General features: G+C 48.2%; 20 protein-coding genes, 2 tRNA genes, 1 rRNA gene and 1 other annotated feature. Of the genes, 10 read left to right on the top strand and 13 right to left on the bottom strand.

From position 1 onward, the window contains the following. Window positions 1-17: 17 nt before the first annotated feature. The 5 genes from P9B68_RS10960 (at window position 18) to P9B68_RS10940 (ending at window position 1901) form a co-directional block, all read left to right on the top strand. Window positions 18-92: transfer RNA gene (locus P9B68_RS10960), tRNA-Glu, on the top strand. A gap of 69 nt (window positions 93-161) precedes the next feature. Continuing rightward, window positions 162-278: ribosomal RNA gene (gene rrf, locus P9B68_RS10955) — 5S ribosomal RNA — on the top strand. A 7-nt stretch (window positions 279-285) separates the two neighbouring features. After that, window positions 286-361 (top strand) — tRNA-Asn (locus tag P9B68_RS10950). A gap of 254 nt (window positions 362-615) precedes the next feature. Further along, window positions 616-1305, top strand: coding sequence for a 5'-methylthioadenosine/adenosylhomocysteine nucleosidase (locus P9B68_RS10945; RefSeq protein WP_135660920.1), 690 nt, complete (start codon window positions 616-618; stop codon window positions 1303-1305). Window positions 1306-1319: 14 nt separating this feature from the next. After that, the gene (locus tag P9B68_RS10940) at window positions 1320-1901 is read left to right on the top strand and encodes a cyclase family protein (protein ID WP_277669037.1); all 582 of its coding nucleotides are present in this window, start codon (window positions 1320-1322) and stop codon (window positions 1899-1901) included. Window positions 1902-1993: 92 nt separating this feature from the next. Here P9B68_RS10940 and lexA read toward each other — a convergent pair whose 3' ends face one another. Beyond that, the gene (lexA, locus tag P9B68_RS10935; protein WP_207669580.1) at window positions 1994-2581 is read right to left on the bottom strand and encodes a transcriptional repressor LexA; all 588 of its coding nucleotides are present in this window, start codon (window positions 2579-2581) and stop codon (window positions 1994-1996) included. A gap of 334 nt (window positions 2582-2915) precedes the next feature. On the opposite strand from lexA, the gene P9B68_RS10930 reads away from it, so the two are divergent. From P9B68_RS10930 to P9B68_RS10915, 4 genes are all read left to right on the top strand, one after another. Further along, the gene (locus tag P9B68_RS10930) at window positions 2916-3650 is read left to right on the top strand and encodes a M23 family metallopeptidase (RefSeq protein WP_135660914.1); all 735 of its coding nucleotides are present in this window, start codon (window positions 2916-2918) and stop codon (window positions 3648-3650) included. A 234-nt stretch (window positions 3651-3884) separates the two neighbouring features. After that, window positions 3885-4319 carry an adenine nucleotide alpha hydrolase family protein gene (locus P9B68_RS10925; protein WP_135660912.1) on the top strand — a complete coding sequence of 145 codons (435 nt, stop codon included), beginning with the start codon at window positions 3885-3887 and terminating at the stop codon, window positions 4317-4319. Window positions 4320-4556: 237 nt separating this feature from the next. Then, window positions 4557-5228, top strand: coding sequence for an HAD family hydrolase (locus P9B68_RS10920; RefSeq protein ID WP_277669036.1), 672 nt, complete (start codon window positions 4557-4559; stop codon window positions 5226-5228). A gap of 3 nt (window positions 5229-5231) precedes the next feature. After that, window positions 5232-6047: an FUSC family protein gene (locus P9B68_RS10915; protein ID WP_277669035.1), complete on the top strand. Its 816-nt coding sequence runs from the start codon at window positions 5232-5234 to the stop codon at window positions 6045-6047. A gap of 52 nt (window positions 6048-6099) precedes the next feature. Here P9B68_RS10915 and P9B68_RS10910 read toward each other — a convergent pair whose 3' ends face one another. From P9B68_RS10910 to P9B68_RS10885, 6 genes are all read right to left on the bottom strand, one after another. Beyond that, window positions 6100-7482 carry a penicillin-binding transpeptidase domain-containing protein gene (locus P9B68_RS10910; RefSeq protein ID WP_135660905.1) on the bottom strand — a complete coding sequence of 461 codons (1383 nt, stop codon included), beginning with the start codon at window positions 7480-7482 and terminating at the stop codon, window positions 6100-6102. After that, the gene (locus tag P9B68_RS10905) at window positions 7482-9155 is read right to left on the bottom strand and encodes an FtsW/RodA/SpoVE family cell cycle protein (protein WP_135660903.1); all 1674 of its coding nucleotides are present in this window, start codon (window positions 9153-9155) and stop codon (window positions 7482-7484) included. The genes P9B68_RS10910 and P9B68_RS10905 overlap by 1 nt, the downstream gene beginning before the upstream one ends. A 112-nt stretch (window positions 9156-9267) precedes the next feature. Further along, the gene (locus P9B68_RS10900) at window positions 9268-10125 is read right to left on the bottom strand and encodes a pyridoxamine kinase (RefSeq protein ID WP_135660901.1); all 858 of its coding nucleotides are present in this window, start codon (window positions 10123-10125) and stop codon (window positions 9268-9270) included. Between the two features lie 90 nt (window positions 10126-10215). Next, the gene (locus tag P9B68_RS10895) at window positions 10216-10884 is read right to left on the bottom strand and encodes an acyltransferase (protein WP_135660900.1); all 669 of its coding nucleotides are present in this window, start codon (window positions 10882-10884) and stop codon (window positions 10216-10218) included. A 58-nt stretch (window positions 10885-10942) separates the two neighbouring features. Continuing rightward, the gene (locus P9B68_RS10890) at window positions 10943-12001 is read right to left on the bottom strand and encodes a hypothetical protein (RefSeq protein ID WP_277669034.1); all 1059 of its coding nucleotides are present in this window, start codon (window positions 11999-12001) and stop codon (window positions 10943-10945) included. A gap of 390 nt (window positions 12002-12391) precedes the next feature. Further along, window positions 12392-13774 carry a TrpB-like pyridoxal phosphate-dependent enzyme gene (locus tag P9B68_RS10885; protein WP_277669033.1) on the bottom strand — a complete coding sequence of 461 codons (1383 nt, stop codon included), beginning with the start codon at window positions 13772-13774 and terminating at the stop codon, window positions 12392-12394. 51 nt (window positions 13775-13825) lie between these two features. Next, window positions 13826-14068, bottom strand: a binding site (T-box leader). Between the two features lie 148 nt (window positions 14069-14216). On the opposite strand from P9B68_RS10885, the gene rlmD reads away from it, so the two are divergent. After that, window positions 14217-15584, top strand: a complete 1368-nt coding sequence (gene rlmD, locus P9B68_RS10880; RefSeq protein WP_277669032.1) for a 23S rRNA (uracil(1939)-C(5))-methyltransferase RlmD — start codon at window positions 14217-14219, stop codon at window positions 15582-15584. Window positions 15585-15959: 375 nt separating this feature from the next. Here the strand turns inward: rlmD and P9B68_RS10875 are convergent, their stop codons facing one another. From P9B68_RS10875 to P9B68_RS10850, 6 genes are all read right to left on the bottom strand, one after another. After that, entirely contained in the window at window positions 15960-16217 is a 258-nt protein-coding gene (locus tag P9B68_RS10875) for an HPr family phosphocarrier protein (protein ID WP_135660891.1), read from the bottom strand. A 21-nt stretch (window positions 16218-16238) separates the two neighbouring features. Continuing rightward, on the bottom strand, window positions 16239-17675 hold the full coding sequence (locus P9B68_RS10870; protein WP_135660889.1) for a PTS fructose transporter subunit IIC: 1437 nt from the start codon (window positions 17673-17675) through the stop codon (window positions 16239-16241). Next, window positions 17672-18142 carry a PTS sugar transporter subunit IIA gene (locus P9B68_RS10865; RefSeq protein ID WP_167875228.1) on the bottom strand — a complete coding sequence of 157 codons (471 nt, stop codon included), beginning with the start codon at window positions 18140-18142 and terminating at the stop codon, window positions 17672-17674. The genes P9B68_RS10870 and P9B68_RS10865 overlap by 4 nt, the downstream gene beginning before the upstream one ends. 27 nt (window positions 18143-18169) lie before the next feature. Beyond that, window positions 18170-19699, bottom strand: a complete 1530-nt coding sequence (locus P9B68_RS10860) for a BglG family transcription antiterminator (protein ID WP_277669031.1) — start codon at window positions 19697-19699, stop codon at window positions 18170-18172. A gap of 14 nt (window positions 19700-19713) precedes the next feature. Continuing rightward, window positions 19714-20178 (bottom strand): HTH domain-containing protein, encoded by a 465-nt coding sequence (locus tag P9B68_RS10855; protein WP_277669030.1) that lies wholly within the window; start codon window positions 20176-20178, stop codon window positions 19714-19716. A gap of 566 nt (window positions 20179-20744) precedes the next feature. Beyond that, entirely contained in the window at window positions 20745-22094 is a 1350-nt protein-coding gene (locus tag P9B68_RS10850; RefSeq protein ID WP_277669029.1) for a GH1 family beta-glucosidase, read from the bottom strand. Between the last annotated feature and the right edge of the window lie 2 nt (window positions 22095-22096).

The raw sequence follows: 22096 nt of genomic DNA, 5'->3' as shown, positions 1-22096 counted from the left end.
TGCGTCTGACAGTATATGGCCCGTTGGTCAAGCGGTTAAGACACCGGCCTCTCACGCCGATAACGGGAGTTCGATTCTCCCACGGGTCACCAATTGCGAAATGTCCATTGATATAGATTAGCAGATAAATTGATATCCGCACAGCAATGTGTGAAATATTAGTTGGTGCTGATGATGATGAGGGTCCACCCGTTCCCATTCCGAACACGGAAGTTAAGCTCATCGATGCCGAAGATACTTGGCTGGCAACGGCCCGGGACAATAGGAAGGTGCCAACACAAATATTCCTCAATAGCTCAGTCGGTAGAGCATGCGGCTGTTAACCGCAGGGTCGTTGGTTCGAGTCCAACTTGGGGAGCCAAGAAAGCCACCTGTCTTACGACAGGTGGCTTTTTTACATATGGTACTGTTCGCAGCAAATATATAAGGCGGGTTTTGTAATTTCGTGTGAAGATTGCGAGAAGCAAAAAAGCAAATATCGGAAGTATAGTGTAGAGTAAATGCTGTATTCTTTCAGCCTGCTTTCCTGAGTTGAAGGCGGCGTCAATATTCCTCATTGCTTTTCTATCGTTCTTGCTTTATACTTAATATTTAAAATAAGGATGAGGTGTAAATATGATCGGTATTATCGGGGCCATGGAAATTGAAGTGGAAAATTTGATTTCGGTTATGACCGACCGGAACTCGGAGACAATCAGCGGAATCGTTTTTTATATGGGAAAAATTGAAAACACCAACTGCGTTGTAGCGAAATGTGGAGTCGGCAAAGTAGCCGCCGCCGTCTGTGCGCAGACCATGATTTTAAAATATGGAACAGACGCGTTGATTAATGTCGGTGTGGCGGGCGGTATCGGAAAGGAAATCCATATTGGCGATATCGTTGTCTCGACCGGGCTGGTACAGCATGATATGGATACTACTGCACTCGGCGACGAAAAGGGCCTGATCAGCGGGCTGAACCTTGTTACGATTCCAGCCAGCAAACGTCTTTCCTACCTTGTTGCTGCTACGGCACAGAATATCTACGGGAAGGGCGTACATACCGGAATTATCGCAACCGGCGACCAGTTTATCGGCGATGTCGGCACGCTGAATAAAATTGCGGAGGAATTCGGTGCGTCAGCCTGTGAAATGGAAGGCGGCAGTATTGCGCAGGTTTGTTATATGAATCAGATAGAATTTGTGGTTATCCGCGCCATATCGGATAACGCGAATGAAGCGGCAAAGGTGGATTTCCCTACATTTGCTGCGAGCTCTGCCCGGAAATCGGCGGAGCTGATTCGGAAGGTCCTTCCCAACATATAAAAGAGGTGAAAACCATGAAGGTGATCGACATTTCGCGTGAACTGTTTTCAGCTCCCGTTTATCCCGGCGACCCCATTCCCCGCCGCGACAGGCTGCGCAGAATGGATTTGGGCGATGTTTGCAATCTTTCAGGGTTTTACACAGGCTGTCACGCTTCAACCCACATAGACGCTCCAAGCCACTTTATTGAGGACGGAAAAACAGTTGACCAATTGGAACCGGAACGTTTTCTCGGTGAGTGTACGGTTATAGAGATGCAGGGGATTATTACCGGCTCGGATATTGACCGTATCCTGCCGATTGCCAAAAAGCGGATCCTGTTTAAAGGAGAAGAAAAAGCGCTCCTTTCCGAAAGCGGAGCGTTTGCCTTGACCGACGCCGGTATTTTGCTGGTGGGTACGGATTCTCTCAGCATTGAAACGGACAAGGACGAAGCCTATCCGGCCCACCGGGAGCTGTTGGGCGCCGGGATTCCGATACTAGAGGGCTTGAACCTTTCCGAAGTGGAACCGGGTAACTACCGTCTGATCGCCCTGCCATTGCTCCTAGGCGGCGCGGAGGCCTCCCCGGTACGCGCGGTACTGGTGGCGGAATAATTACCCGCGTGTGCTTCCAATCGGTTATGCTTATTTATAAAATGAAAGAGGGCATGGAATCAAGGAATCCCATGCCCGTTTTTTCTTCTTTTTTATTTATAATGGCGCACAACAGCCGTGACTTTGCCCAGAATCGAAACTTCCTTCGCGTAAATTGGCTGATAAGCCGGGTTTTCCGCCTGAAGCCGGATACCGTCCTTTTCGCGGTAAAATCGCTTTACGGTCGCTTCGTCCTGAATCATTGCGACGACAATTTCGCCGTTATTTGCGGTGGCGGTTTTCACCGCTATGACAATGTCGCCGTCCAGAATACCCGCGTTGATCATGCTGTCGCCGCGGACGTTTAGTGCAAAATATTCCGAACTGCTTCGGTTATTGCTGGGAGCATAGGGTACATAGCCTTCAATCTCCTCTATGGCGAGGATCGGCTGCCCTGCGGCAACCCTGCCGACAATGGGAACTTGGATTGTACTTTGCTCGCCTGCAAGATGGATTGCACGGTTTAAGCGGGCGTCGCGAGTAATATAGCCCAAGCGTTCCAATGTTTTCAAATGGGCATGCACACTTGAAGTGGACCGAAGTCCCGTTGCTTTGCATATTTCGCGCACGGTCGGCGGAAGTCCGCCCTCCGTCCTGCTTTTCAGGTATTCATAAACTTTTCGCTGGCTTTCGGTCAACACACAGCGCGCCCCCTTAAAAATCCTTATATAAACATTATAACATAAAATTAGAAGAAATCAAACAAACGATGTAAAACCAAAAATTCATAAGAAATTCATAGCTATTTAACAACTCAAAAGCGCATTGCTATATAATAGAGATGTAATCAAGGATATGGAGCCGCACCATTACTTGATACATGTTCTACCCTCCTCAATAGACCCCTCAAGCTAATGAAGAAGGACCCAATCATTCGGACTGGGTTCTTTTTCTTTTTTATTTTGTCAAAAATTCACTTCCATTTCCGAATAGACCGCCTATTATGTGGTCAAAATAGTATCGGAGGTGGCACGAATGGATAATTTACATCTGCTAAACAATAAACCAAAAAAGGATAATTCCAGAGGGTTTTATATTGCGCTCGGTGTATGCCTGATTGCAATCGGCGTGGCGGCATGGACAACCTATGACAGCGTAGTGAATTACGCGGCTCCCAATGAAGGAACAGTCAGCAGTAAGCAGGTTCAGCATACGAATGAAGCGGTCAGCGGCATTAAAGTGTACGAGGAGGAATCCTCGGAACCGGCACCGGTGATTTCATCTGAACCGGCGCCAAAAGTAAAAGAGGAAGTTTCAAAAGCCCCTGTAACTCCGCCCTCCAAGGTACCCGCTAAGCGTACGGAGGCGAAAGTATTAACTTTTACCAGCCCGGTTGAAAAAACGGTTACCCAAGGCTTCAGCGGCCAGAATCCGGTCTATTCCAAAACCTTCAAGGATTGGCGCGTGCATACAGGCACGGATTTTGCGGCGAAGCCGGGGGATACCGTAAAGGCCGCCGCGGACGGTACGGTTAAGGATATTGTGTCGGACGATTTTTACGGAAACACCGTAGTTGTCATGCACGACAATATAGAAACAAGCTACTGCGGCCTTGGCACTATAATTGTCCGTAAAGGCGAAGTTTTAAAACAGGGTCAGAAAATTGGCACGGTGGGTATTACGCCTTTTGAAAGTGCTGATGCTTCGCATATGCATCTTTCCATGAAAAGAGACGGAAAATACATTGACCCACTCTCTGTTATTAAATAACACACGCCCCCGATACGATTAGGGGCGCTGCAAGGTCACGGAGCCGATTGGTTCCGCGGCCTTTTTCATTTGTGAAAGCCTCTGCATTGTGCTATAATAGAACTTGAATGTATGAATCGCACAAAAAAAGTCGAATTTTTTATTTACAGTTTGTTAATGATTTATACATTATCTGTTACCATAACCATTTTATACTTGTATTGTCGGGAAAGGTTATGGAAAGGAGGCTAATGATTGAAGAAGGGAAATACAACCCTAGTGTGCGTTACGGGGCAGCGTGACTGCGACAGGTTGATTCGGGCCGGCAGGAAAATTGCTGACGAAACTTCCACTTCTCTGCAAGTTCTTTGCGTGCAGCCAACTTCCGCAGGGGATGAAAGCTGTGAGGAGCTTGAGTATCTGAGGCAGACGGCACGTGACGCACAGGCGGAAATGACCGTGTATTTTAACGACGATGCGGCATTGATCGCCGTGGGGTTTGCAAAACAAATCGGTGCTGTCCATATTGTAACGGGAATGCCGGAAGCACCGGTGAATGGATTTGTTGAGCTAATTCATAAGCTTTTGCCCAAAGTACCTGTTTCCATGGTTGGAAAAGAAGGGACGATTTATAATATTTGTCCTACTGGTAAAAAACAGCAGACAGTAAAACTTGCTATGCAGAATTAATACATATGAACCGAGCGCCGGAGCGAAAACTCCGGCGTTCATTATTATTCCCTGTTGCGCTCCTTAAAATGGCCGTACGGAAACATCTGGACGGCTACGGGCTTGTTGTCCGGGGGCTTGAAGATCCAGCGCGCCGAAAACGTTTGCGAAGGGCGCAGAACCGATAAAAAACTTGCAAATCACTCCAAAATTGTTTATTATTATTAATATGTCTGATTCTGAATGTAAGGTGATTTTTTGTATAAAGGATGCATTTTCGATTTGGACGGAACACTAGCGAACACACTTGCGTCCATTGCTTACTTTGCAAACACCGCTCTGCAGAAGTGCGGCTACGAAACCATTGCGGTAGACAAATACCGGTATCTGGTTGGAAACGGCGCGGACAGGCTGTTGCATAATATGCTGGCTACTGTCTGCGGCGCAGACGGATACGGCGAAGAAGATGTCCGAAGGGTGCGCAAAGTATACGACGAGCTGTACGAAGGGAACCCAACCTATTTGGTTACAAACTACCCCGGCATGCGCGAAACAGTAGAAAAGCTGAAAGCCGCCGGGCTGAAGCTGGCGGTGCTTTCGAATAAGCCGCATAACTGCACAACAGCCATTGTAGAATCCATTTACGGAAAACTGTTCGACTGCTGCTACGGCCAACGCCCTAAGGTTGCACGGAAGCCTTCGCCGGACGGTGCCCTGCTAATTGCGGATGAACTTCAAATTGAACCGAAGGACTTCCTTTATATCGGGGATACGAATACCGATATGAAAACCGGTGCCGCCGCCGGAATGGATACGGTAGGGGTGCTTTGGGGCTTTCGGGACGAAAAGGAATTACGGGAAAATCAGGCAAAATTTATTATTCAAAGGCCGGAGCAAATTTATGGTATAGCTGCCCGCAGCATGAGGTGATTCATGAAGTGGCTTCAAAATTTTCTTAAATCCGACCACAGGCTTGGCTTTCGAGTGGTAAAGACAGGAATTGCCGTTACGCTCTGCGTTGTCTTATCCACTTTTTTTAAGCTGGATCAGCCGTTTTTTATGGTAATTGCCGCAGTTATGACGATGGGGAAATCCATTGACGCGTCAATAAAATCCGGTCGCAATAAAATAATCGGCGTTGTAATTGGCGCGGTGATCGGCTATGGTCTTGTTTCGGTGTCCCCGGCGAATGCGGGACTGTGCGGCGTGGGAATCATCTTAACGCTGTATCTGTGCCATTTTTTCCGCCTCGACGGTGCGGCGACGCTGTCCAGCTTTGTTTTTACGGCGATCATGTTCCAGTTGGGAACCCCGCTTATCGGCGCGATAAACTGTTTTATTGGAATTGTTGTCGCTATTGTTGTGAATCTGGTTATGATGCCGCCCAATTACGCGGAGGAAATCAAAAAATCCTATGATCAGCTCTGCGCTATGATTGAGGAATCCATGGGGAATGCCGCCGAGATTCAGCAGATTGATATCGGCGGGGTGGAAGCCGGCATCCAAAAGCTGAACTACAATGTGCGAATGTACATTGCGCAAGCGAAATTCCTTCGATGGAACGACGATGAGGTATTCAAAATATCCTGTAAAATTTCCACCTATAAGATGATTCTGGACGAGCTAAGGGCGATTGAGGTTATGGAACTGACGGAGGATGCCCTAAAACCCGGTTCAGAGCTTTTTACAGTTTATCATTACCATATGGACCGGATGCAAAGACTTTTGGAACATGTGCGGAAGCCATAATAAAAAATACGAAATATAAGAATGGGACTTTCCATTTGGAAAGTTCCTTTTGTTATTGAATCTTTGCCGCCGCGGCCATCAAGGCGGAGGCAATCTGCCCGGCGGAAGAAATGCCGCTGTTCGCATTTTCCACAACGATCGCAAAGGCGAGGGGCGTGTTCGGGTTGGAGGAGAAGCCCACCATCCAGCCGTTCGGCTTTTTGCCGTGCCCCACTTCGGCGGTTCCGGTTTTCGCGCATACAGAAAGGTTTGGGAACATTTTGTCGCCGTAGTAGTTTGAAACATTATACCGCATGTATTCTTTCAGCCGATTGGCGGTGGAAGCCTTCAGCAGACGATCCCCTTCATGGGTATGTCCGCTTTTTGTTGTCAGCCCGAGCGGGGAAGTGATACTGCTGATTACATACGGCTTTACGGGCACACCCTCGTTCGCAATCGCGCCCATAATCAGGAGCATATGATACGGATTCGTCAGGTCGGTGTATTGCCCGACGCCTGACCAAGCAAGCTCATTGGGTTTTGCTCCGGTTACATTGTAAACGCTTTTGCTGGTGGGAATTCCGTCAAGATCAAAGCTTTTGTTGAAGCCCATTTCGTTTGCGATGGCGTTCATCTTATCGCTTCCAAGCTCCACCGCGATTTGCGCAAAGGCAATGTTGGACGACTTTGCAAGCGCGTTCTTAAAGTTCAGCTTTCCATACGAGGAAACGTCGGTAATTTTGTTTCCGTTAATCAGGATGCTTCCCTTGCAGTCCCATGTCCGGCTGTCCAGATCCGGGATGTTCTCGATTGCACAAGCCGAAGTAACCAGCTTGAAAATGGAACCGGGCGTATAAGAGGAGGAAAGTACGCGGTTCAGGTATACGCCGCTGTATTTCCCCGATTTGTCCGTATCCAGATCCTTTGGTGGATTCTGCGGGTCAAAGTTCGGGGAGCTTACCATGCAGAGCATTTCCCCGGTTTTATAATTATAGATCGCGACCGCGCCGCTGCGGTTGCCTAGCTTTTGCAGGGCCAGCTTGCTCAGCGCGCTATCGAGTGTCAGCTTGATATTACTGCCGCCGCTTTTTTCGGTCGGCGTTGCAAGCCCGGTAATAAGATTGTAGCCGGAAAGTTCGGAGCGGTAGTTGTATTGTATGCCGGTGGAAATATAGCCCTTGGTGTCGCCTACGGCGTGAAGCATGGCGCGGCGGACAGTTTCGTCGCTGTTGTATATCCGTTTGCCGTTTTCGCTCTTCGCCAGCACGACATTGTTGCGGTCGAGGATTTCTCCCCCGTTTGCAAGCTGGGAGCCGCTGGTCAGATGCTTGTTGAAGGGCTGCATGGCCCAGGTTGGGCCGTTTGTAACCAAGCCGTGGACAAGGTATCCCAGTCCGACAAAGAAGCACATCCCTAGAATCCAGAGGATTAATGAGCGGATTCCGGTCGTTTTCATCAGTTCTTCCTCCTTGCCGCGTAAGTGCGTTCATCGCTTGCTTTAATAAATGCTAGCAGTCCCCAGACCGCCATAACGCTTGAACCCCCAAGGCTGATTAAGGGCAGGGTAACGCCGGTTAACGGCAGCACATCGGTCGCGCCGAACACATTCAGGCAGGTTTGGAACAGCAGCATGCCGCCCGCCGCACAGGCGGAAATGGAGTAGAATGTTGAGCGGCTGCGGGTTGCGTCCGAGCGGGCGTAAAACATCACGAACGCGATGGTTATTACAAGGAGCAGCGCGAAGGCCAGTCCAAGTTCTTCGCAGAGCATACCGAAAACCAAGTCGCTTGTGCCGGCAAACACGTTTTTTAAATAGCCTCGTCCGATGCCCATTCCAAACAGCCCGCCGCTGGAAGCGTAGCTTAACACGCGGGTCTGTTGGTAGCCGCCGGAGTCGTTCACATGCTCCCAGACATGTCCCCAGGCGTTTATGCGATCCGCAACGTAGGGCTTGAATTTCAGAATGAGGAAAGCGCCGAAAGCCGCAACGGAACAGATCAGCGCGATAGTACGCAGGCTGCCGGAGCGCATGAAGGCGATGATCAAGAAGGTTACGAAGAATATGCAGGCCGTGCCGAAGTCGCGCATTAAAAATAACGCGCCCATGCAGACGGCGGAAAAACCTATGAATCCGGTTAAGTTCCGGGCGGTCTGCAGGTGGTCCAGCGTGGAAGCCCCCACAAAGATAAAGGCGATTTTAATAAATTCAGAGGGCTGCACACTTAACGGGCCGAATTTAATCCAGTTGCGCGCGCCGTTGTGCGTGCGCGCCAAGAGCAGGTTTGCTATGAAAAGCAGAATGGCAAAGCCTGCAATTGCCAGCCGCCAGCGCATTACGCGGTCAAGGTCGCTCAGAAATTGGATCATAACGCAGAACAATACGATCCCGCCTGCAAGCGCCCCGAGCTGGGTAAAGGTGCTTTTCACGTCCGTTCCGGAAATGAGGAGGAGCCCCGTGCCGCTTAAAAGGAACGCGATGGTTTCCAGCTCAAAGCTGACGCGCCCTAGACCTTTGATGGAATAAAAGTACAATCCCCATTCCAGCCCCAGTAGGCCGCCGAAGGGAAGTAGTGGCGTGGGGCTGAATTTGCCCGTTGCGAAACAGGCCTGAAAAACCAACAGAATCTGGATGAACGTGACCGAGAGCAGAAGTCCGAACGGGGACGCCGCGCGGCGCCGCACCCATTTGCGTTTCTTTGGGTTATTGTTTGCCCGCTTCAGCATCAATGCCGTAGAACCCATTGCCATCACGTCCCCGGGCATCACCTGATACGGGCCGTTTATTTTGGTGCCGCTTACGAAGGTACCGGATTTTGAACCGGTGTCGGTAATAATCCACCCGCTTTCGCGCCGCATCAGGACGGCGTGGTCACGGCTTGCAGTAGGGTCGTTCAATACGATATCGCAGCTTTTGCTGCGCCCGATGGAATTTTCCCAGTATAAAACAGGAATCACTTCATGTGTTACCATGTCTTCCAATATTACGACGGGGTCTTCCCGTCTGCGACCGCGTTTGAGCGACGCAAAGCACCTGCATATTACGATGAGTGACGCAAACGGTACAATCACGCGGAAAGCGAAAAGTACCAAGTCAAAAGAAGTTTGAATTACAGGTAAGTCAAGCGTCAAGGAAACGCCTCCTTCCTAATTTGGAGCAAAGCCTGCCTTTGCTTGTTTTCCTATTATACAATGTTTTATTTGCAAAGTAAACGGAGGGGACATCGTCCCCTCCGCTGCTACATTATTCTTCTGTAAGGCCAAGCTCGCGCATAAATCGGGGCAGGCCTGCTTCAAAGTTTACGCCGTACCGGAAGTCCGTACCGGCGTTTCTGGTTCGCCGGACGCAGCCGGCCGTATAATCCACCGCAACCTGCATGGCGTTTTGCAGCCGCATCTGATTCAGAAGCCCCGCTAAAAGCGCGCTGGCGAAAATATCCCCTGTGCCGTAGTAATGCCCCTGAATCTTCTGGGAAAACGCATAGCTGACTTCGTCGGTTTTGCGGGTGTACCCCGCCGCGCCAATCAGGCTCTGATTGAACCATACTCCGGTAAGAACCACCTGTTCCGGGCCAAGGTCGCTCAGCCGCCGCAAAATGCAGTCAATGTACTCGCGGGTATAGGGGCCTTCGTTGTATTCGCTGCCCAGCAGATATGTCGCCTCCGTCATGTTCGGCACGATCAGGTCGGCTTTACGGCAGAGCTGTTTCATCCCATCCGACATCTCAGGGGTGATCGTCTTATACAATACGCCTTCGTCCGCCATCACGGGGTCGACCATGATGAAATTGTTTTCCGTTTTAAAGGTATCAAAGAAATCTGATACAATCTGGATTTGTTTACTCGAGCCTAAAAATCCGCTGTAAATTGCGTCGAAACGCAGTCCAAGCTGTTCCCACTGCCTTGCAAAGCCGGGCATATCTTCGGTCAGATCCCGATAGGTATATCCCGCAAGCCCGCCTGTATGGGAGGACAGCACAGCGGTTGGAAGGGCGCAGACTTCGATTCCCGCAGCGGACAGAATGGGCAGGGCAACCGTAAGCGAGCATTTGCCGAAGCCGGAAAGGTCGTGGATCGCCGCAATCCTCTTTTGTGTATCCATGGAAATCACCTCATACGTTATACAATTGTATACGCAATCATATGGGAAATGGGAGTGAAAAATGTAAAGCCCGTGAAATATCGCGGCGGGTTATATTTTTCCGGCAATTTCCCCGGAATGCTTGTAAATGCTGCGGGCGGGCACATAACCGCGCACCATGGAAAGGGGATAAATAGTGCTTTCCCTGCCGATTACCGTTCCGGGATTCAACACGGAGTTGCAGCCGACTTCCACGTGGTCGCCGAGCATGGCGCCGACTTTTTTCAGGCTGGTTCCCAAGCGTTCGCTTTCCACGCTGATTTTTACAAGCGTCTTATCCGATTTTACGTTTGAGGTAATGGAGCCGGCGCCCATATGGGACTTGTATCCCAAAATGGAATCGCCGACATAATTGTAATGCGGCACCTGAACGCCGTCAAACAGAATTACGTTTTTTAGCTCTGTGGAATTTCCCACAACGCATCCAGCGCCAACCAGCGCGTTTCCGCGGATAAACGCGCAGTGGCGAACCTCCGTATCCGGCCCGATGATCGCGGGGCCGTTGATAAAGGCGGAAGCAAAAACCTTCGCGGATTTTGCAATCCAAACGTTTTCGCCGCGCTTTTCATATTCCTCCGGGGACAAGGTCTGCCCTAACTGAAGGATGAATTCGCCGATTTTCGGCAGGGCTTCCCACGGGTAGCTCAGCTTTTCCAGAAGCGGCGCCGCCGCCGTATGGCTAAGGTCGAAAAGGCTTGCTATGGTAAGTTTATCATACATTTGAAAGGTTCCTCCATGTATTCATTTCTTACCATTATATTTTGATTTTCTTTGAAAATCAATTGCGAAGTTCTTTTATAAGCCTTTTTATTTTCAGAAGGTCGCCGGTTTCCGGCAGCTTTCCGCCGCTGAGGGTTGCTGCCTCAAGATATGGCCCGCTGAGAACAGCCGAACCGCCCGCCGCGGTTTGTGTGAAATAATCGCACAGAAGGCGGTAGTCATAGTCCGTCACGGTGCCGGAGCCGTCCAGATCGCCGGGGATCACTACAATATAGGCGGTTTCCGTTTTGCCACTTAAAATGGTTTGGACAATCTGGCCCGTTCCGAGCGGGCCGCTTTTTATCTCTGTTCTGTCTTCGGCCGACAGGACCCGGACTTTTCCGCCTTGCTTGTTCGCATCCAGCGCGGACTGGAGCGCTTCGATTGTCACCGGCTTTTCAAAGCGGTAAGTCTGGATGGAAGAAGGAAGCTCCGCCGCCGGCTCCGAAGGGGCGGAGGAAGCCGGCGCATCGCTTGATGCGGAACCGGGGCCGGGTTCCGGTTCGGGAGCTTCCGACGTAATCGACATGCCGTTTGTCTCTTGGAAACGGTAAACGGACGCCTTCGTGCCGGCGTCGATTGTTTGCCCGGCGGGGGCGGTAACAAGGGAAAGCTTCCCGTCCGCTTCCGCGTGGAAATCCCGCGTGAAGTCAAAGGTACAGCCAAGAATTTTATTATAAATCCGTTCGCCGGTTTTCATATTGAGGCGGTAGATTAACGCGTTGGAGTCGGAGTTCAGTTCCATCCCGACAATATAAAGGAAATCCCCGTATGGAGAAGCTTTTTCGTAGACATATTTCAAATTCTGCACCGGCCTGCTGCAAGATAAATCCATGCCGCCGTCTTTGTCCAGCAGGGCGGCCATCGTTTTTTGGCTGCCGTCGGAGCTGAGTAGGACAAATCCGCCGTCCGGGCGGTGAAAAAACAGATGCTTTTCTGGCAGGTAAAGGCTGGGGTCAACGTCCTCCAGCGCAAGGTAATTTTCAGCAAAGCAGGTGAGTGCGGCTGTCACAGGAAGAATCATAATAAAGAAAATCAGCAGGCACAACAGAAAATGGCTTTTGCGCTTTTTATTCATCTTTTGACACTCCTCGACATTTAATTGCCTATCAGCATTATACTCGCAATATATGACAAAAAAGCATTTTGTGAAATTATTTCATGCAAAAATTGCACAAAAAACAGGAACCGGTTGCAACCGGTTCCTGTTTTTTATGGGGAGGAGTTGTATTGAAAAGGTCGTGACAAATCCTTGTCACAAATCTCGTACTTAAAGTTAGATATTTACTCTGTCTGGATTCTATTATAGTACCCATGTTTTGCAATGTCAATGAATTAACAATCGATTTTTTAACAATCTCTCATTTGTATAAAACGTAGTTTTTTGTTCATGGGATTTAGTTATTATTGACGAAGGAATCAGAAAAAAAACCGCACCAGCTTCGACAAAATCAGAGATTTTGCCATGCTATTCTTGGATGCCGGGAATCTTCGGAAGGGAGTCAAAACCGGCCTGCAAATCCTGGTCCGAAGGGATAGAATCGGTCATTTTCCCTTCCAGGTAGGAAGCATAAGCCGCCATATCGAAATAGCCGGTTCCGGTCAGCCCAAACAGGATGGTTTTCGCTTCGCTGGTTTCCTTGCATTTTATCGCTTCGTCAATCGCGCAGCGGATGGCATGGGCGCTTTCCGGCGCGGGGAGAATGGTTTCCAGCTTGGCAAACAGGATTGCCGCGTCAAATACCTTGCTCTGTTCCTCGGCGCGCGCTTCGTCCAGATAGCCGTCATGGTACAATTTTGAAAGGATCGGCGACATCCCGTGATAGCGCAGCCCGCCCGCGTGGTTTGGCGATGGGATAAAGCCGCTGCCGAGGGTGTACATTCTTGCAAGCGGAGTAACCTTGCCCGTGTCGCAGAAATCGTAGGCGTAGCGCCCGCGCGTGAGCGAGGGGCAGGAAGCGGGTTCCACCGCGATGAAATACGGGTTTGCCCGTCCCAGCAGCTTATCCTGCATAAACGGTGCAATCAAGCCGCCTAAGTTGGAGCCGCCCCCGGCACAGCCGATCACAATGTCCGGGTATTCTCCCAGCAGTTCCATGGCCTTTTTGCATTCCAGCCCGATAATGGATTGATGCAGTAAAACCTGATTGAGTACGGAACCCAGCACGTAGCGGCATCCGGGAGTGCTTACCGCCCTTTCAACTGCTTCCGAAATCGCGCAGCCAAGGCTTCCGGTGGTGTCGGGTTTTTCCGAAAGAATCGTGCGGCCGGCTTTTGTCGTGTCGCTGGGGCTGGCGGTTACCGTTGCGCCGAAAGTCTGCATAATTGTCTTCCGGTACGGCTTCTGGCTGTAGGAGGACTTTACCATGAACACATCCAGATGGATTCCGAAGTATGCGCAAGCCTCGGCCAGCGCGGTCCCCCACTGACCGGCCCCAGTTTCGGTTGTAAGGGCCGTCAAGCCTTGCTCCTTCGCGTAATATGCCTGTGCGACGGCGGAGTTGAGCTTGTGGCTTCCGGAAGTGTTTCCGCCTTCGAATTTAAAATAAATCTTTGCAGGCGTTTTCAGATGCTTTTCCAGCGCATACGCGCGGCAGAGCGGGGAGGGGCGGTACGCCCTGTAAACTTCCTGAATCGGTTCGGGAATATCAAAATAGGCTGTGGTGCAGTCCATTTCCTGCTCCGCCAGTTTCTCACAGAAAATGGGATAAAGCTCTGCTGTGCGGATCGGCTGGAAGGTGGCGGGATTCAGCAAAGGGTCGGGCTGGGATTTCATATCCGCCCGAAGATTGTACCACTGCTTCGGCATCTGCTCCTCGGCTAAAATTATCCTGTGTGGGATCTTTGTCATAACAATTCTCCTTTCGTAAACGGGAATAAAAAACGCCCTTGCCCCTAAATCATTAGGGACAAGAGCGATTGCTCCTGCGGTACCACCCAAATTGCGCTTTTAGCGCCGCTTTTTCCACGCACCATCATGCGTGCTCCCTTGGTAACGGGCGGAGTTCCCGTCAGCAGCTACTCGCTTCCTTTCACGCTGCCCTCGTAAGTCCATTCGACAAGCCCCGTTTTGCCGCAATTCCACCGCCTGCGGCTCTCTTGGAAAACGCTTTGCCTGTTTACTACTCTTACTCATCGGTTTTTCTTATTTGCCTTATTATAGGAGGAGTGATCGAAAATGTCAAGGGGAAGTTTTGATTCTTATGAATTTGGGCTGTATTGTTTTTCTAAGGGTATAATGATAAAATGATGACACAATAAACGGCAGGAAAATCTGCTTATGAGGGAAAGATATGGACTTAAAGAAGAATGATTTCATTGATTTGGAAATAACGGGATATACAGCGCAGGGGAGCGGCGTCGGCCGATATAACGACATCGCGGTTTTCGTTCCGCTTGCGGCGAAGGGCGACCGGCTGCGTGTAAAAATCCTAAAAACTGCAAAAACATACGCCTTCGGGCGAATTGATAAAATCTTAAAGGCATCGGAAGACCGGATTGCGCTTGACTGTGCACAGTTTGCCCAGTGCGGCGGATGCGTTTACCGGCATATCGATTATACTGCCGAGCTGCAAGCGAAACAACAGATGGTGCAGGACGCGCTGGAACGCATCGGCGGATTCCGCAAGATTGCGGTTCGGCCGATTGTCGGCGCAAAGGCTCCCGACCGTTACCGTAATAAGGCACAGCTTCCCATCGGGTGCGGGCCGGACGGCAAAATCCGGATGGGATTTTTCGCAAATCACAGCCACCGGATCATTCCCTGCGAGGAATGCCTGTTGCAGCCGGAAGAATTTACTGCGGCGATGGAAGCCTTTCGGCAATGGGCGGAGCAAAGCGGGGACAGCGTTTACGAGGAAGAAACCGGGAAAGGCAGGCTTCGGCACCTGTACCTGCGGAAAGCGAACGCGACCGGGGAAGTGATGGCCTGTGTTGTTGTAAACGGGAACGGCGTGCATTATGAATCGGAACTGGTCAACATATTGAAAGAAAAAGTGCTCGGATTAAAGAGCGTAATTATGAACGTTAACCGCGAAAAGACGAATGTGGTGCTGGGGAAGGAGTGCCGCACAGTGTGGGGCAGCGACACGATTACGGATACCTTGTGCGGGCTGAATTTCCACATATCCCCTATGTCCTTTTACCAGGTCAACCGTGACCAGGCGGAGCGGCTGTATACGATTGCGGGCAAATATGCCGGGCTAACCGGGAAGGAGACCCTTTTGGATCTTTACTGCGGTACCGGAACCATCGGGCTTTCCATGGCGAAGAATGCGGCGAAAGTTATCGGCGTGGAAATTGTGGAGCAGGCGGTAGAGGACGCGAAAAGGAACGCGCAGGACAATCGGATTGATAACGCCGAATTTCTTTGTGCGGATGCTGCCGAAGCCGCTTCCATGCTGAAAAACCGGGGTGAGCGACCGGATGTGGTCATCATTGACCCGCCGCGCAAGGGCTGCGATGCTTCGTTGATTGAAACCATAGCCGGGATGGCGCCGCAGCGCGTGGTCTATGTCTCCTGCGACCCGGCCACCCTTGCCCGCGACCTGAAGCTTTTCTTCCAGAAGGGATATAAACCACAGCAGGTAACCCCGGTGGACATGTTCCCGCGCACGAATCACGTGGAGACGGTCGTATTGATGTCGAGGGGTGAGAAGTGAGAGTATAAAAAGTCCAGTAAATAGTTCTTTATGGACTTTGGAACTTTCGTGTGCTTTCTCGCCATACAACAAACCGTCCATATACGCCATTTTTACAGTCCATCAATATCCTTCCTCGGTTATTTTAAGAGCAACGTACCCGATTTCCGGGAAGAGCTGGGTGTAATTGATGCCATATCTTCGCAATTCCTCGGTCATGGAAGCCCTTGCGTTTTTGTCTATGGCAATGTTGTCCAGATAAGAAGAACTATCCGGCAGCTTATCAAACTCAACGAATCAAAAAACGGGAGCACCCCCAAATGGATGACTCCCGTTTTTTGTGCTTTTAAGGGTTTGACATGATCCCTGTTAATCTTCATGCAGCCCCGCCTAACCTTACAGATTGGCTTCCAAAAAGGCTCTTATCTTGTCACTATCTACTGCTTCGTCCTTTCCTTCAACAGTCACAGTAAATTTTTCACCCGATGCAACACCCAATCCCATTACCTTAAATAGCTTTTTTGCATCTGCCGATGCTTGACTTGTGCTAATTGATATTTTCGAAGTGCATTCCTTGGCACACTGCACGAGCAGTCCTGCCGGACGTGCGTGCAAACCTTCCGGGTCTTTAATAACATAATCAAACTGTCGCATTTGTATATTCCTTTCAAAAGATTAATCTATTGTCTGCTTTTTCATCTGACGTTTTTTTAACAGCAAAATCATACACATTGTTACTGCTGTTCCTATCAAAATAGAAAGGAAGTAAAGCAGAACATTGTTCGTTGCGCCTAAAATACCAACGATTGGGCCGCCGTGTGGAACTACGTCTGTTATACCCAGCAATAAACTGACAGCAGCAGCAACAGCGCTTCCTATAACATTGCTTGGGATAACCCTTTTCGGATCTGAAGCTGCAAAAGGAATGGCACCTTCTGATATACCGATAAGTCCCATTAAAAGTGCAGGTACACCTGCAGCAATTTCTTCTTTATTGAAAAGGTCTTTTTTCACAAGAGTTGCAAGTCCAACAGCAAGTGGTGCTACTGGAATAGCAGCAGCAACTGCTCCCATTATCTGTGGTGTGCCGGAAACGATAGATGCTGTACCGAAAAGGAACGCAACTTTGTTGATTGGACCACCCATATCAAAACCTGCCATTGCGCCAAGAAGCAACCCCAGGGCAAGAGCGGTTTCAGGTTTCTGAGACAGCATACTCAGCAAACTCTGCAGGCCGCCCATCAGCATGGCGATAGGTCTGCCAAAAAACAGAATTAATACGGCAGACAAAACACCTGTACCAAGCAGCGGTATTACAAATATAGGCATAATCGGCCTGATGTTTTTCGGAATCTTCCAGGTGTTTATCCACTTAACGAGGTAACCGGCCAAATAACCGACTAGAATTGCTCCTAAAAAGCCCGTTCCCGACGAAGTACCCAATATAGATTTATCATTTGCCACAACTGCTGAAATCATAGCAGGCGCAAGAGCAGCTCTGCCAGAGATTGAAAAAGCGATAAATCCTGCAAGAATCGGTATCATCAAGTTAAAACCGATGCTGCCTATGGCATTTACTTTGCTCCAAAACGGATTGTTGACAACCATTCCTTTGCTTGTTGGAGTACCTCCAAATGAAATTGACAGAGCAATGAATAAACCACCAAGTACAACAAACGGAATCATGTATGAAACGCCATTCATCAGTTGTTTCATCATGGCTTTGCCAAAACTGTTTTGCGTATTTTCTTTTTCTGCTGCCTTGCTCGGTTTGTTTTCACCTTCAACATCTGACAAGGAGTAAACGACCGCTCTTTGTTCCAAACTACTCAAAAAAGCCTTTGGATCTTTGATAACCTCTTTAATCGAAAGTTCCACTACTTTTTTGCCGACGAACCTTTCTTTACCGTCGATTGCTACATCAGCCGCAATAATGACATAATCAGCGGCTGCAATATCTTCCTCTGTCAAAAGATTTTCTGTGCCTTGTGCGCCCTGTGTTTCAACTTTAACGTCGTACTTGAATTCTTTTGCGGCGTTTTCCAGCTTTTCTGCTGCCAAGTATGTATGTGCGATACCAACAGGACACTTTGTAACACCTATAACTTTCATTTTGCATTCTCCTCCATTTTTTCAATTATAAATTTATAAAGCTCGCCGCGATTTTCTTTGGCAGTTATTTCTTGAATAAATTCCTCATTGGCAAGCTTGCGTGACAAAGAAGAAATCACTTTTAGGTGGGTATTGTTTTTATCGTTTTTCGGCATGACCAAAGCAATCACTAATTTTACCGGTTGACCGTCAATGGATTTCCAATCGATAGGCTCTTTGAAACGCATGATAGCTATAAACGGTTTTTCAAGCTTATCCAATTTAGCATGAGGAATCGCGATTCCTCCGCCAAAACCGGTTGAATCTATCTTTTCGCGCTGTTCAAAGGCTTTAAACAATGTTCGTTCCTCAATACCGCTATAATCCGCACACTTTTCGCTTAACAATTTAAGTGCGCTTTTCTTTTTTTGACCCGGTACTTCAATATCTAAAAAAATTGTTTCCATTTTAAGTAAATCTTTGATCAAAACGATTGCCTCCATCAGCATAAAACTTTATTTTGTTAACGCATTCATATAATCGGCGAATTTCTGTTCGTCCAACATTTCTTTTCCTTTTTCTAAAACATCTGAACTGTCAGTCATAGTCGAAAGTATGGTATAGAAGTTCTTTACCTGTAAATTGTTCGCCGCGCTATTCGAGTCTAATGCCAGCAAAAAAATGGTATCAACTTCATCCACATTGTCCCACTTGATGGGATGTTTTAACACCGCAACCGAAATAATCGGTTGAATGACATATTTAACATCACCATGTGGCAAAGCAACTCCCCAACCGAATTCTGTTGAGGACGATTTTTCGCGATACAAGACCGACTGGATAAATCCCTCTGAAACGTATCCTCCTTTTTCCAAATGAGAACACATTTTTTTAAGCAGTTCTGTTTTATCTAAAATATTATCGAGAAAATAAACGAATTTACCGTCAAAAATCATTGCATGCTCCACTTCTTTTGTACCAACCAGATCTTGTCCTTTCTGACAGCGGATTTGAAATGCCTTTTTCTGAATATTTTTAATATCATAAGTCTTTAAAAAGTTATCAACTTTAATTACTTCTTTGCCGCCAAACCGGCCTCCGAGATCTTCCGGTGCAACGACAAAATCGCAGCCGCTATTTTTAATTTTTTGCGCTTCCGCTACTGTCGCGATTCCCTCTACTACAACTTCTGGAATCTGACGTTCAATTTGCTGACGCAATAGCCGTGAAAAGCCAATTCCATAATTACAAATTATGTATATTTTAATTTTAGATACTGCGCGTGCAATTGCGCTTACTACACTAATGGTAAGCGAAGCTACTTCATTTTCACTTATTTCCACTTTCAATTCGCTTTCCAGCAGCGTGCTGGATAACCATACAACCGCAAAGACATTACGATATTCCCGCTTTATCTGTTCCAAAAAAGGATTTGGAACGCGAACCTTGCACCACATTCTTACGATTGCAGAGCGTAGGTACAGAAATGCATCTTTCAGTAGTATTTCATCCGAGCTTATGTCTGTATTTGCTATTTTAGCTGTGAGATTGACAAATTGTTGAACAAGGTTATAAAACTGTATTTCAGTTGATTTGCAAAACTCATATTTTTCAGTATCTTCAAATTTTTCGATATGTGCCGCACTCAAACATAACAGCAGATAATTTTTTTCTCCATCTGGGATTTTCATACGATAGCATTTTTCTAACTGCGTTATTAAAAAATTGGTAACTTGCCGGTTAAAAACGGATATTTCGGGATTTCCGAATGATGCGGAGTACTGCCTTTTTAAACGACAGCAATACAGTGAAAAAGATATTAGAAAGAAAAGTGGATATCGTGAATGATATTCAAAATTAAATCCGAACTCCCTTTCCGTTTCTTTGACGCAGCGGATAACTCCGTCTGCCTGAAAACCATTTAAAAATTTTGCTATCAGGTTGATTACGTATGCATCACTTCCAAATTTCACATTCACGCACGATTTGTCTTGCTTTAACTTAAAAATTTGAAATAATTCCAACATTGCTAATCGAATTGACAAATCGCTTCCTTCTATCACCAGTCCTTTCCACGAATTCTTTTAAGAGAGAGACTATGCTTTTTAAACCACTTCTCAGCCTGCACTAAAGCACTTTCTATGCTTGATCTGCTTAGGTAAAGCCGCTTCGCTAAATCTGCAACACTCATGCTTCGGTTTTGCAAAAGCATAAGGCAAATTTGATATTTTCGTTCTTCTGTAAAAACATCCGCTAACGGTACAAATTCAAATTGTCTGACGGAGCTTTGCAGCTTTTCCCACTGATCGAAAGTGACCGTCAACTTCACCCCCTTTTTGGGCTTGGCGGATATCTCTCCTAAGCCGGCGTGACTTAAATAGTTACTGATTTTTTTCAAGTCATTGCGCACAGTTTTTTCAGAATAATGAATTTTGTTGGCAATGAACTGAACAGTCACATATTCATCCTGTTGATGAAGCAAATTTATGATTTCTCGTTCACGTCTGCTTATTTTACTAAACATTTTCGACTTTGCCTCCCCATTTTCATTATATAATACCAGAACTAAAAACAATGCATAAATGAATGACACATTTCTTTGAACCCAACACAATTATTCCACATATTGTCTTATTCGTTGTAATTGTGCTATTCGTTTTTAGTTAAATTCCATATAGATAATTATGTTGATATACAAATTTTCTAAATTATTCAATAATATTTAGTGTATTTTAGCAACTAATGAATAAATCAGCTATCGAACATAATTATTTGAAAAATATATGGAGCAAAAAGTTCAATAAATTCGGATAAAACGTAAAAGACAAGGCACCCTACGCTAATTCCATAGAGTGCCTCATTTATTGTCTTCTTCATCTGGTCATCCTTTCCGCAAAAGGACCGCTATACATGCTGATGATAGCATCCGGGGCGCTGATCGCGGTTATCTCCATGCCCTTTAATATTTGGGACCTGCAAGCATAAAGTCCGGAGAGAAAAGTGTAAAAAAGATTCGGAATAACAAAAGGGGCTCCCTGTAATCCGTCCGGTGACCGGAGAAAGAACAGGAAGTCCCTTTTTCAAATTTATTTAGAAAAGAAGATTGTTGCACTTTATCATGGCCGCATACCACGCGGCGCTGTCCTTCGGAATGCGCTTCTGCGTCGGATAGTCAATGTAAATCAGCCCGAAGCGCTCGCCGTATCCGAGGGCCCATTCGAAATTGTCCGTGAAGCTCCAATGAAAATAGCCGCGGATGTTCACGCCATCCCGGATCGCCCTTTCCAGCTCCCGAAGGTATCGTTTTAGGAAGTCAATCCGGTCGGGATCGTGTACCTTTCCGTCCAAATAAATCCGGTCGTTTCCGCTTTGCCCGTTTTCCGAAATGATGATGGGCGCGCCGTACCGCTCATGAATCCATTTTGTACCCCAGTACATGACCTGCGGCGTCACCGGCCATTTTGTTGCGGTACACGGGTATCCCGTATACTTTTGTTTGATGGACGGCGCGCCTTCGGGTGTGGCTTCTGCCTCCATACCGTGGTAAATATTCATCCCGATAAAGTCTGGCTTTTCCTGTATGTCTGCCCAATCCGCTTCCGGAACGGATTTGGCCAGCGGTTCCAGAAAGGTACCCCCGCATTCCGGATAATGCCCGAAAAAGAGCGGATCAAGGAACCAGTGATGGGTGAAGCACCAGTTCTCGTCGGCAAGGAAGAAGGTTGCCGCCTTGGCCGCTTCCCGGTCGGATGGCTTCAGACTGGCCGGGTAGCACAGGCGGCCCGTAGTGGCAACCCCGATCATAAGGCCGGGGTCGATGCTTCGCATGGCCTTTGCCGCAAGCCCGTGGGCGAGAAGCGCATTATGCATGGCGTGAAAAACCTGCCCCTTGTTTTCCCGCCGCCCCGGGGCATGGGTTCCGGTGCGATACCCCAAATCGATGAAGCACTGCGGTTCATTCAGGGTGTACCAATGGCGCACACGCTCGTAAAAGTGCCGGACAACCGTTTCCGCGTACCAGCAGAAGGCTTTTGCGGTTTTGCGGTTTGTCCAGCCTCCCTGGTTTTCCACCTCCTGCGGCAAATCCCAGTGGTAAAGCGTGACCCATGGCGTTATGCCGTAGTTCAGGCAGCAATCCACCAGCCGGTCGTAATATTCCAGCCCTTTCGGGTTGACATGAAAACCGTCGGGTATGACCCGCGCCCAGCTTATGCTGAACCGGTAGTTATGGATACCGAGCTCCGCCATAAGGCGAATATCCTCTTTGTACCGGTGGTATGCGTCACATGCGATGTCGCCGTTTTGATTTTCAAAAATTTTCCCCGGCATATGGCTGAAGGTATCCCAGACCGACGGGCCGCGCCCGCCCTCCGAAACACCGCCTTCAATCTGATAGGCGGCGGAAGCTGTGCCCCAGATAAATTCGTTTGGAAAAGACATGC

The organism is Caproiciproducens galactitolivorans, assembly GCF_029266045.1.
Classification (GTDB): Bacteria; Bacillota; Clostridia; order Oscillospirales; family Acutalibacteraceae; genus Caproiciproducens; species Caproiciproducens galactitolivorans.
The sequence above is the reverse complement of the archived record's forward strand: the minus strand, read 5'-3'. Positions and strand labels throughout refer to the sequence as shown.

What these genes read in the sequence shown, in the direction of transcription:
- P9B68_RS10945 (WP_135660920.1), top strand. Translation starts at nt 616, where the DNA reads ATGATCGGTATTATCGGGGCCATGGAAATTGAAGTGGAAAATTTGATT.
- P9B68_RS10940 (WP_277669037.1), top strand. Translation starts at nt 1,320, where the DNA reads ATGAAGGTGATCGACATTTCGCGTGAACTGTTTTCAGCTCCCGTTTAT.
- P9B68_RS10930 (WP_135660914.1), top strand. Translation starts at nt 2,916, where the DNA reads ATGGATAATTTACATCTGCTAAACAATAAACCAAAAAAGGATAATTCC.
- P9B68_RS10915 (WP_277669035.1), top strand. Translation starts at nt 5,232, where the DNA reads ATGAAGTGGCTTCAAAATTTTCTTAAATCCGACCACAGGCTTGGCTTT.
- P9B68_RS10910 (WP_135660905.1), bottom strand. Translation starts at nt 7,482, where the DNA reads ATGAAAACGACCGGAATCCGCTCATTAATCCTCTGGATTCTAGGGATG.
- P9B68_RS10900 (WP_135660901.1), bottom strand. Translation starts at nt 10,125, where the DNA reads ATGGATACACAAAAGAGGATTGCGGCGATCCACGACCTTTCCGGCTTC.
- P9B68_RS10895 (WP_135660900.1), bottom strand. Translation starts at nt 10,884, where the DNA reads ATGTATGATAAACTTACCATAGCAAGCCTTTTCGACCTTAGCCATACG.
- P9B68_RS10890 (WP_277669034.1), bottom strand. Translation starts at nt 12,001, where the DNA reads ATGAATAAAAAGCGCAAAAGCCATTTTCTGTTGTGCCTGCTGATTTTC.
- P9B68_RS10885 (WP_277669033.1), bottom strand. Translation starts at nt 13,774, where the DNA reads ATGACAAAGATCCCACACAGGATAATTTTAGCCGAGGAGCAGATGCCG.
- rlmD (WP_277669032.1), top strand. Translation starts at nt 14,217, where the DNA reads ATGGACTTAAAGAAGAATGATTTCATTGATTTGGAAATAACGGGATAT.
- P9B68_RS10875 (WP_135660891.1), bottom strand. Translation starts at nt 16,217, where the DNA reads ATGCGACAGTTTGATTATGTTATTAAAGACCCGGAAGGTTTGCACGCA.
- P9B68_RS10870 (WP_135660889.1), bottom strand. Translation starts at nt 17,675, where the DNA reads ATGAAAGTTATAGGTGTTACAAAGTGTCCTGTTGGTATCGCACATACA.
- P9B68_RS10855 (WP_277669030.1), bottom strand. Translation starts at nt 20,178, where the DNA reads ATGTTTAGTAAAATAAGCAGACGTGAACGAGAAATCATAAATTTGCTT.
- P9B68_RS10850 (WP_277669029.1), bottom strand. Translation starts at nt 22,094, where the DNA reads ATGTCTTTTCCAAACGAATTTATCTGGGGCACAGCTTCCGCCGCCTAT.